This is a genomic window from Bacillus sp. ISL-4 (genome assembly GCF_018613275.1).
Lineage (GTDB): Bacteria > Bacillota > Bacilli > Bacillales > DSM-1321 > Peribacillus > Peribacillus simplex_E.
In genome coordinates this window covers 1-9438 of sequence record NZ_JAGGQN010000044.1, presented here as the reverse complement: position 1 = coordinate 9438, position 9438 = coordinate 1, and the positions used below count along the sequence as shown (strand labels likewise).

General features: G+C 35.7%; 11 protein-coding genes. 9 read left to right on the top strand and 2 right to left on the bottom strand.

What is annotated here, in order from left to right:
- From J7J00_RS23210 to J7J00_RS23200, 4 genes are all read left to right on the top strand, one after another.
- Positions 1-401, top strand: a 401-nt coding sequence (locus J7J00_RS23210; protein WP_214794977.1) for a hypothetical protein, incomplete at its 5' end; no start/stop codon positions are given.
- A 36-nt stretch (positions 402-437) separates the two neighbouring features.
- Entirely contained in the window at positions 438-569 is a 132-nt protein-coding gene (locus J7J00_RS28390) for a hypothetical protein (protein WP_286201535.1), read from the top strand.
- Positions 570-585: 16 nt separating this feature from the next.
- Positions 586-1917, top strand: a complete 1332-nt coding sequence (locus tag J7J00_RS23205; RefSeq protein ID WP_286201534.1) for an arsenic transporter — start codon at positions 586-588, stop codon at positions 1915-1917.
- Between the two features lie 15 nt (positions 1918-1932).
- Complete coding sequence (locus tag J7J00_RS23200) at positions 1933-2601, top strand: DUF2642 domain-containing protein (RefSeq protein WP_214794973.1); 669 nt, start codon at positions 1933-1935, stop codon at positions 2599-2601.
- A 405-nt stretch (positions 2602-3006) separates the two neighbouring features.
- On the opposite strand, the gene J7J00_RS23195 is transcribed toward J7J00_RS23200, so the two are convergent.
- Positions 3007-4002, bottom strand: coding sequence for a zinc-dependent alcohol dehydrogenase family protein (locus J7J00_RS23195; protein WP_214794971.1), 996 nt, complete (start codon positions 4000-4002; stop codon positions 3007-3009).
- A gap of 289 nt (positions 4003-4291) precedes the next feature.
- Between J7J00_RS23195 and J7J00_RS23190 the strand changes: the two genes are divergently transcribed.
- The 4 genes from J7J00_RS23190 (at position 4292) to J7J00_RS23175 (ending at position 7169) form a co-directional block, all read left to right on the top strand.
- Complete coding sequence (locus J7J00_RS23190; protein WP_286201533.1) at positions 4292-4918, top strand: DUF3885 domain-containing protein; 627 nt, start codon at positions 4292-4294, stop codon at positions 4916-4918.
- Between the two features lie 397 nt (positions 4919-5315).
- A complete protein-coding gene (locus J7J00_RS23185) occupies positions 5316-5972 on the top strand; it encodes a GPP34 family phosphoprotein (RefSeq protein WP_214794969.1) in 657 nt (218 codons plus the stop codon).
- 12 nt (positions 5973-5984) lie between these two features.
- Positions 5985-6248 (top strand): MerR family transcriptional regulator, encoded by a 264-nt coding sequence (locus tag J7J00_RS23180; RefSeq protein ID WP_089363280.1) that lies wholly within the window; start codon positions 5985-5987, stop codon positions 6246-6248.
- A 303-nt stretch (positions 6249-6551) separates the two neighbouring features.
- On the top strand, positions 6552-7169 hold the full coding sequence (locus J7J00_RS23175) for an NUDIX hydrolase (protein ID WP_214794967.1): 618 nt from the start codon (positions 6552-6554) through the stop codon (positions 7167-7169).
- 220 nt (positions 7170-7389) lie between these two features.
- On the opposite strand, the gene J7J00_RS23170 is transcribed toward J7J00_RS23175, so the two are convergent.
- A complete protein-coding gene (locus J7J00_RS23170) occupies positions 7390-8346 on the bottom strand; it encodes a patatin-like phospholipase family protein (RefSeq protein WP_214794965.1) in 957 nt (318 codons plus the stop codon).
- Between the two features lie 149 nt (positions 8347-8495).
- Between J7J00_RS23170 and J7J00_RS23165 the strand changes: the two genes are divergently transcribed.
- Positions 8496-8681: a hypothetical protein gene (locus J7J00_RS23165; protein ID WP_098371705.1), complete on the top strand. Its 186-nt coding sequence runs from the start codon at positions 8496-8498 to the stop codon at positions 8679-8681.
- Positions 8682-9438: the final 757 nt, after the last annotated feature.

Genomic DNA, 9438 nt, shown 5'->3' with positions numbered 1-9438 from the left:
CGACTGTTCAATCTACAGTAAATGATGTGAACAAAGATCAATCCAATGTAAAGAAAAGTACGGATAAATATAAGAAACAAAAATCCCGGAAAAAAAAGAAAAAAGAAAGTAAGAAGGAAAACACTTCAGTAACTAACAAAGAAGATAATCAAGAGTCAATCCAAGAAAACTTGACTGAAGAATTCAGGAACTCAAACCCTCAAGAAATGAACGAACAATCGGCAAAGAAAAATAATTTAAAAGAAAAAAGGAATCTGATAGATAAGAAATGTTATGAATTAATGAAGTCCACTGAAAAATTGTATGCAGAAAATGGAAAACAAAAAACAGAATATTATTCATTGATGAAATTTGCTGAAAGAATGCAGGGGAAACTGAAGGCAAAACGGGTAAATCCTTAAAATACAATTTAAGGCTAATTGAAAGGAGGACATGGAATGATGATTTTGTTTTTTTCTGTACTTGGGGGAGTCTTCTATTCCTTTTTTGTAAAACCTCAAAATCAAACCACTCCTGATACCGTAAAAATTACACCATCCAAAAACAAGGCTGCGGAGGTAAATGCTTAGTTCACAAATTGTCTTGATGTCAATAATTTTCACTTTAACTATTATTCTCATGTTATGGAGACCATTTGGGATTAATGAAACTATACCTACTACAATAGGGGCCTTGACTGTATTGGTTGCAGGCATTGTTCCTTGGACGGATGTCTTAAATATATTCGATATTATCAGGGGTGCTTCTTTAACCATATTATCCACCATAATGATGTCTATTGTACTTGAAAGCATTGGTTTTTTTAGGTGGATTGCTTTAAATATCATCATCCGGTCTAAGGGTTCAGGGGTTAGATTATTCGCCTATACTAATCTCCTATGTTTCTTCATGACAATGTTTTTCAATAACGATGGAAGTATCCTTATCACAACACCTATCATTATTCACATTGTAACGTTACTAAAGATTAAACCTCACCAAAAAATCCCCTATCTAATATCAGGAGCTCTAATTGCAACGGCAGCGAGTGCCCCAATAGCAGTAAGCAATATTTCCAATTTGATTGCACTAAAAATTGTAGGACTGAGCCTTAATAGTTATATCAATTTGATGTTTGTTCCTTCAATGATAGGGATTTTAACAATCGGGTTATTACTTTATCTATATTTTAAGAAGGACCTTCCAAGGAAAATTCCCAGTGTACCTTTAAAATGGGATAAAACCTTTTCACGCTATGTGCAAACTCATCCACTTGATGTTAAACAACAATCCGAAGAAAATGATTGGAAGTTGTTTAAAATGAGTTTTGCAATCGTCATTTTAACTCGGGCGAGCTTCTTCGCACTTACACCATTTGGGGTTCCCTTGGAATTGATCGGTATGGTGGGAGCGTTCCTTTTGATATTACTGAGATGGTATAAAACCAAAACTGGTCTTAGCGATATCGTAAAGAAAACACCCTGGCATGTTCTTTTATTTGCTTTCAATATGTACGTGCTGGTATATGGTTTGAAGAATGTTGGCTTGAATGATTATATAGTCAGCAATTTAAAACCCTTAATTATGGACAGCCCATTCAACGCAACCATGATCATGGGCATATTATTAGCTATCCTATCCAACTTATTCAATAATCTTCCTGCAGTTATGATAGGGACTTTGTCGATAACAGAGATGGGATTGGATCCTCACCTTGTGCAAATTGCTTATCTTGCTAACGTGATTGGAAGCGATATAGGTGCTTTGTTAACGCCTGTTGGAACGCTGGCTACATTAATTTGGATGTATATATTGAAAAAACACTCCATCAATATCTCCTGGGGGAAGTATCTTAGAGTTACCTTTTTGATAATTCCTATTGGGTTAATCGTAAGTTTAATCTCGCTGCATTTTTGGACCACTTGGTTATTAAAGTAGGAAGGAGGGGTGATTATGAATAAAATCTTACAAAAGCTCAGAGGAGAAACAATTAAAATAGAAATTTCCGGAAAAAAATATTTTTTCGGTACACTGGTTGATACTGGTATTGATGTAGTGGTCATCTTTAATGGACAGGATTTTGTGTATCTTCCAATAATTCATATTCAAAATTGCAAAGTAAATACTACGGAAAACGAGGAGATTTCCCTTCCTGTAGACTCACCTGGAATTGAAGCTGAGGAAGAATTATCACTACGAAAAACTCTTTTATCCGCGAAAGGGATGTTCACGGAAATATACGTAACTGGTAACCAGCCTTTACACGGTTATATAACAAGGGTGATGAATAATTACTTTGAATTCTATTCACCAGTTTATAAGACTATGTATATACCTTTATTTCATTTAAAATGGATTATCCCATACACAGACAATCAAACTCCTTATGGTTTAAGTAACAAGGATCTTCCTGTACATCCATCAAAACTTTCAATGGCAAGAACCTTTGACGTACAAGTGGAAAAACTGATCGGTAGCTTAATTATTTTTAATATAGGAGAAAACCCCAATTTAATTGGACAAATTAACAAGTTAGAAGATAATTTTGTTGAACTTATTACGGCAAGGGAGGAACCTGTATATTTAAATCTTCATCATATTAAAACAGTTCACCTACCATGAATTAAAGGCAGCAAATATGCTGCCTTTTTGATATTCCTTTTCTAAAGCGTAAACAAGGTGAGAATACTTTACGAAAAAACCACTTTTACATATTTATCTTTTAGTAAACAATCGGGAATATGATCAAACTTTGTTCAAGTTTCGTAAAGAAAAGTGAAAGTCTTACTGATGCAATCCATGAAATATCTAGAATATAAAACGCTTCTGAATAGGTGCTTTTTTCAATGGATCCACCAATAGCTTTGGTGTGGATTTATCGCATTGTATATTTCCATATCTAATTTAATTAAATAAATCGAAGTTTAACAGCAGACGGTACAGTGAGAATCTTATAGAAATTCTCGCCGTGCCGTCTTTTTTAAAATGCACTAAAGTTGTTGAGGTAATTCAATTGTTTGTAGGCTATTACCAGCTATTTTTCAAAACTATTTTTCCTATCGCCTTGCCAGACTCCATGTACTCATGGGCTTTTGAGATTTCATCAAACGTAAAAATGTTTGGATCCACAAGCGGACGCAGCTGCTCTTCCTCAACCAACCGAGCAACCTTCTTCAAAATTTCTCCATAATGCTTATGCATGTCCTTGTTTAATATCTTCAACAACATAAAGGTAACATGCAGAGAAAGTCCCTTTGAATGCACTGGGGAGAGATCATGGGTCGATCGGGTAGCAATGGCTGCTACCGTTCCATGTACAGCGGCCGCCTCAAAGGAGCGATCAAGGTTTTCTCCTCCTACCGTGTCAAACACAACGTCAAATCCTTTTCCGTCTGTATATTTCTGTACATAGTCGTGAACGCTTTCTTCTCGATAATTAATAGTTACATCTGCACCAAGGCGCGTGCCAATCTTCAGCTTCTCTTGCGAAGAGGCGGTAGTATAGACTGTCGCGCCTCCCCATTTCGCCAGCTGAATGGCAATGTGTCCTACACCGCCGGTCGCTGCATGGATCAGTATATCCTGTCCAGGGACAAGATTTACCCGATTGAATAATGCTTCCCATGCGGTTATGGAAACCAATGGTAAAGCTGCGGCTTCTTCCATCGTCAAATTTTTCGGTTTGTGAGCAAGTAAATCGACATCTGCTAGCATAAACTCTGCAAGTGCACCGCAAGTACCCCTAAAACCTCCCGCGCATCCAAACACTTCATCGCCAACTTTAAACTCAGTTACTCCTTCACCGACTGCAGATACTAAACCTGCAACATCCCCATGTAATACTGCCGGAAACTCGGGGGCAACGGCTGGAACTGCACCAGCACGGACTTTCGTATCAATGGGATTTACACTTGTAGCCTTGACTTGAATAAGTACATGTCCAGGTTTTAGTTCAGGTTTTGAAATCTCTTTAAATTGAAATACGGAGGGTTCACCAAAAGATTGAATAATTTGTGCTTTCACTTTAGTCACTCCTATTTATTTTTTGGTAAATGTCTCATCACCTATTATGAAAAGAACGAATATTTAGTCTTCTCTTGCAAAACCAATGATACTTTATATAATATAAAATTAAAAGTACGTACATTTTTGTTGAATAGGATAAAATTTGTAATATAGTATAATGACTTTATAATTTGAACAGGTGCTTTACTTCCATAAAGGAGTTGCTTAGGCAACTCCTTTTTTTATGCAACCAAAGGGGCATGTTAACATGGAAAAGTATAATGAAGGAACTTAATGAGGTGCAAAAATGCTTTTAAAAGATTTTATGAATGAAAATTTCCCGAACTTAGAACTTAGACCGCCGTTGTTTTATAGTTGGAAAACTGGCATCCGTTTTGAATTAGGTGTGGACTATGATAGTGATTATGCGTATGAAAATAGCCCATATTTACAAGGAGTATATAAAAGGGCTATCACTTTATTCAAGACCTTGCATTCTCATAACGATGATATTTATATCGTAGTTGACGTAAACGATTATGCCGATGGTTTTAAACATAAATCAAACACTTTTTCACGGTATATTAAAGAGAAGTCGATCTTATACCGGTTAAACCAAAAGACAACTTTTCATGACGATGATGAAGAAGGAACATATAAAACACATAGATTTACGTTAAAGTGCAAAACGTCTGACTTTAAATACATTCCTATGCTAAAAGCAATCTGCAATCAAGATATGGGAATAAGGCCAAGTATATATAATAGTGTCTATTTTATAAACATCAACAGGAAAACTATATTTCACGTTTATGATGACAGGGGTTGTGATTTATTGGCGACTTCGCCTGAAACGATAAGAGATGTTTATGATAAATACAACGACTGGATATTAGATTACGACAGGAATGAAATAGACGAGGTATTCAAATGAAGGATATCTCCGTATTAAAAATCCCTATTTCAGTGATATAAATGAGAATTAGGATTTAATTATTCAAAAAATCACTAAGCCCGATAATTATGGAATAATTTTTGTATCAGTTTCTAATTTTTTTTTAACTATTTTCGTTCCATCTCAGGAATCATTAAAATTTATACGGCATTTCTGACTTTCTTAATGATCAAAAAAGAAGGGGCTGTCTCAAAAATCGTGAAAAAATGATTTTGGGACAGCCCATTTTTGTTCCCAAATATTAATTTACTTGACACTAAAAGAAATAAAATGCATAGTGTAAATCATAAGTAGTAAGTGGTAAGTAATAAGTGATAAGTAATAAACGGTAAGTTACATTATTGAATTGGACTAAAACTAATGAGAGGTGTTTTTTATGAAGGATATGGAAATTTCGCAAAAGTATTTATTATTAGCACTAAATGATAAAGGTAGTGTTGCTGCAATTGGTAGTGTGAGGATTCGTGCTTTTATGGTTGCAAGTGGCATTTTAGAACTTGCAGCAGAAGATATTGTTTCGCTTTCGGAGAATCAAGTGACAGTAAAACAAGATTTACCAAGTAATAAAGGGTATTTGGGTTCAATCTATAATATGATTTCCGAAGATAATTCAATATCCCTGAAAAAATTAGCAAGGGGAATTGTTACTAAACGAAATTTATTCAAGGAATTATTCAACGCAGTCGGTGATTCTTTAGTTGAATTGGATTTGGTCTCCAAAACAAATACTGGCTTATTAGGACATTCCAACCACTTTATACCCAGTGAAGGTGCTAAAAAACTAATTGTAGAGCAAATTCGTGCAGAATTATTAGAAGAGGGACCAGTTTCAACCGATACAGTTGTTCTTTCAAGTTTGTTAATAGGCAGTCGTATTTTGAAGAACTATTTCAGTGAATTTGAGGAAAAAGACCTTAACGACAAATTATCTATGCTTCGCAATGATACGGCTAACAAAGAAATTTTTGCAATGATTGATGCTTTATCACACACAATTACTACAATCATTGCTTCTGCTTCTGCAGGTTCATAAGGGGGGATTTAAGTGTCAAGGAGACGTTCATTAGAAGATATTTTGAAATCTGAGTATATATCTATCGGTGAACTGGCTCGAATAACTGATTTGAGATACAGTACATTAAAATATTATACCGAAGCTAATTTAATTCCATTTGAACAATTAGATGAAAACTTAACACGTCGTTACCCTCGAGAAGCAGCAGTGGAAAGAGTGGAGACTATTAAAAGCTTAAAGAAATCTGGTTTATCCATTGCGGAGATTAGAGATAAAATAGCGAAACAAAGTTAACAAAATATAACTTTTAGAGTATCGATTTGATCAAAAAAGGGTTACTATCTTAGAATCATTACGTCCGTTGAACAACCAATAATAGTAATAAGTACCGGTTACACCCTTACCGTGGTGAAAACCGGTTATTTTTTACACAAATCTCCTTAGCGTTATAAATTCGCGTTTTGCTGGTGGTACCCTTAATGAACTAACGGGTGGTGCTATAGCTGAAGATCGGAGCTGTCTTTAAGGCAGCTTTTTATTATGGAACTAAAGGATTTATGGTAATATTTAGGTATTGTTGTATTGGTGGTGAAATAAATGGAACCTAAATGGCTTGAATGGGCGAAACAACTCCAATCCATTGCACAGGCGGGATTAACTTATTCGAAAGATGTATATGACTTGGAAAGATTTGAATTGGTAAGAAATATAAGCGTTGAAATATTGTCGCATCAAACAGATATGAACAAGACAGTAATAAAAGATTTGTTTGCCAATGAAACTGGTTATGCGACTCCTAAGGTAGATATTAGGTCAGTTGTCTTTAGAGATAATAAGATTTTAATGGTTAGAGAAAACACTGATGGAGATTGGTCTTTACCAGGAGGTTGGGGCGACATAGGATTAGCTCCCAGTGAAGTTGCAGTCAAAGAAGTAAAGGAAGAATCAGGGTTTGATGTTAAAGCAATTAAATTGTTAGGTGTCCTTGATAAGAAGTGTCATCCACACCCTCCTTCACTTTATCATGTTTATAAAATGTTTATCCTATGTGAAATAATTGGTGGACAGCCTAAAGAAGGAATAGAAACGAGTGCAGTTGAGTTTTTTGCTGAAAATGAACTACCATCATTATCAATAGCTAGAAATACAGAAACACAAATTGAATTGGCTTTTAAACATTTACGTAATCCACAAGAACCTGTCTATTTTGATTGATTTTTTAAATGGGTGTGCCTGCTTTAGTTGAAGATCGATCGGAGTTGTCTTTAAGGCAGCTTTTTATTTATGCAACTATCGGGGCAGTAGGGCGGTATAGTTGAAGAAGAACTGAATAAATTAATAAATAAAAACAGCCAGGTTCTGGCTGTTTTTTTATAAAAAATCCAAATGCTTGCAATAAAAACAAAAATTCAATCAGATTTATGGGATAATTTTATTAATTCCAGTTTTTCTCTATAAATTGAACTGCAGGTTGTAAATTTGTTTTGTTAGCGATTGAAATGACAGTGGGAACCACAGAAGGGTCCGTTTTGGATAAATTAGGGATCCGTGGATTTAACCGAAAAAAACGATTTCCTAGAAGCTGGGAACTGACCATGGATTCATAGTAACCGGATCCACTAGCGACTATCTGAAGAAATGGCAGTAAGGGTTCATTGGGCGATCGGTCCAAAAGAACTCCCCAATTTGGGGGAAGGTTCTTCATATTTTCGGGGCGTATGTTATCTGCACTCACCATCCCCCACCCCTTCGTATCTCTTCTTAATTGAGTCGGCTCTTCACCTGTTCCAATGGATAATACCGCAATTTGATCCAACGGCTGTTTAGCTTTTCCCACTGCAAACGCGATACTGGCTGTACTGGGGTTAGTTGTAACTGTATACCCATCCACGTAGTTTTGATAGGCTCGTTGTGTCGCGGGAGCACCACTGCTCCGTAGTATTACATCACTCGCTTTCTCATTTAAATAGGGAGAGCCAGGAAAGTTGTGGAATAACACAGGAGTCCAACGATTCAGCTCGGGTGAGAATAAATGAAATGCAGGGACAACAATTCGTCTTTTTAAGTCTTTGAGGAGAAGATCTGGTGGAAAAAATGTTTGTATCGCTTTAATGAAACTGGAATATGGTAATTGTTGGTTAAAAACAGGTCCGCCTGGTCGGGAAACACTGAATGCCGGCAGGATTTTAACCTTAAAAAACTGGAGTGTCTCCTTCGGCGATCTTCCACTTGCTAACGCAAGGGCAGTGAATGAACCGATTGAATTTCCCGAAAAAACATTGGTTAGACTAATTAATTTTGGGTTTTGCTGAGCCAGTCTGTTCAAAAGTTGTAAACTTAAAGCACCTAAGGTGCCGCCTCCATCAAAGGACATGATTCGATATTTTGTCAAAGCTGATTTCTCCTTTCTAATCTGGTCAAAAGTATCATTCAGTATATGTTTATTTTTCAGGAACCGGATTATGTAGCTAAACATCCAAGGAAAGACTCCATCGAGAATATAAAAAAATACAACGACGAGGATAAGGAGACTACGTTTAAGTGGCAGTACGGGCAAGCCAAACGGGAATTTATTATGCACGTACTTTGTTTGTAATGGGTGATGAGAAAGGCAGAAAGTACAGCCAAAAAAACTTGAAAGAAAAAAAAGCCATAGCGGTGGGCTACGGCTGCCTGTTCCGTCCTCAAACAGGTTATTTTGCAACCCTGTGCACAAAAGGTTATTGATTATTATTATTATTAAATATCGTGCAATCCTTCAAGATGGAGATCGCTTTTTCCAACAACAGGATTGTTAAGAATTACACTTAAACTAAAAGGTGCGTTAGTTCACTAAAAGAAAAAAGGAGAGTACATATTATACATGGCTAATATGTACTCTCCTTTATTTATTAAGGTTTTTTTATAATTAGGTCTAGATAATTTCAGTTCAGTTATAAAATCATCATCCTCGAAGGGCTGCTCTGCTTTGTGCAATAACATAGGAGAAATAAACAAAGTTATCACCTCAAAATAATTGTAACACTAATTTGTTAGCCATCCTTGAGGTAGATAATGTATATTGAAGAATACTTTAAAAATGATAAAATCCTCAGTTTAGTGCATCCCAGTTGATTATTATATAGATGAAACACGTACGGTGTTTTTTTTGTATTCATTAACAAGACGGATTAAAGAGGGAAGTGTTATTACAGATTCTTATTTTGCGAATTAAATGTTGACACTAAAGAAAAATAGAAGTATGATAATGAAGTCGCCTAATTAACGAGCGATATTAACAAAAGAAATTCTTCGTAGAAGTTGACAACTATTCAACGTTATGTTAAGCTGAATAAGCTGAAACAAACCAGCTGCAATTGCTCTTTGAAAACTGAACAAAACAAAGCGCCAACGTTAAATTTTTAAGTGAGCACACACTATCAAAAAAGCAAAATGAGCAAGTCAAACATTTCTTCGGAGAGTTTGATCCTGGCTCAGGACGAAC

What these genes read in the sequence shown, in the direction of transcription:
- J7J00_RS23175 (WP_214794967.1), top strand. Translation starts at nt 6,552, where the DNA reads ATGGAACCTAAATGGCTTGAATGGGCGAAACAACTCCAATCCATTGCA.
- J7J00_RS23190 (WP_286201533.1), top strand. Translation starts at nt 4,292, where the DNA reads ATGCTTTTAAAAGATTTTATGAATGAAAATTTCCCGAACTTAGAACTT.
- J7J00_RS23205 (WP_286201534.1), top strand. Translation starts at nt 586, where the DNA reads ATGTCAATAATTTTCACTTTAACTATTATTCTCATGTTATGGAGACCA.
- J7J00_RS23185 (WP_214794969.1), top strand. Translation starts at nt 5,316, where the DNA reads ATGAAGGATATGGAAATTTCGCAAAAGTATTTATTATTAGCACTAAAT.
- J7J00_RS28390 (WP_286201535.1), top strand. Translation starts at nt 438, where the DNA reads ATGATGATTTTGTTTTTTTCTGTACTTGGGGGAGTCTTCTATTCCTTT.
- J7J00_RS23200 (WP_214794973.1), top strand. Translation starts at nt 1,933, where the DNA reads ATGAATAAAATCTTACAAAAGCTCAGAGGAGAAACAATTAAAATAGAA.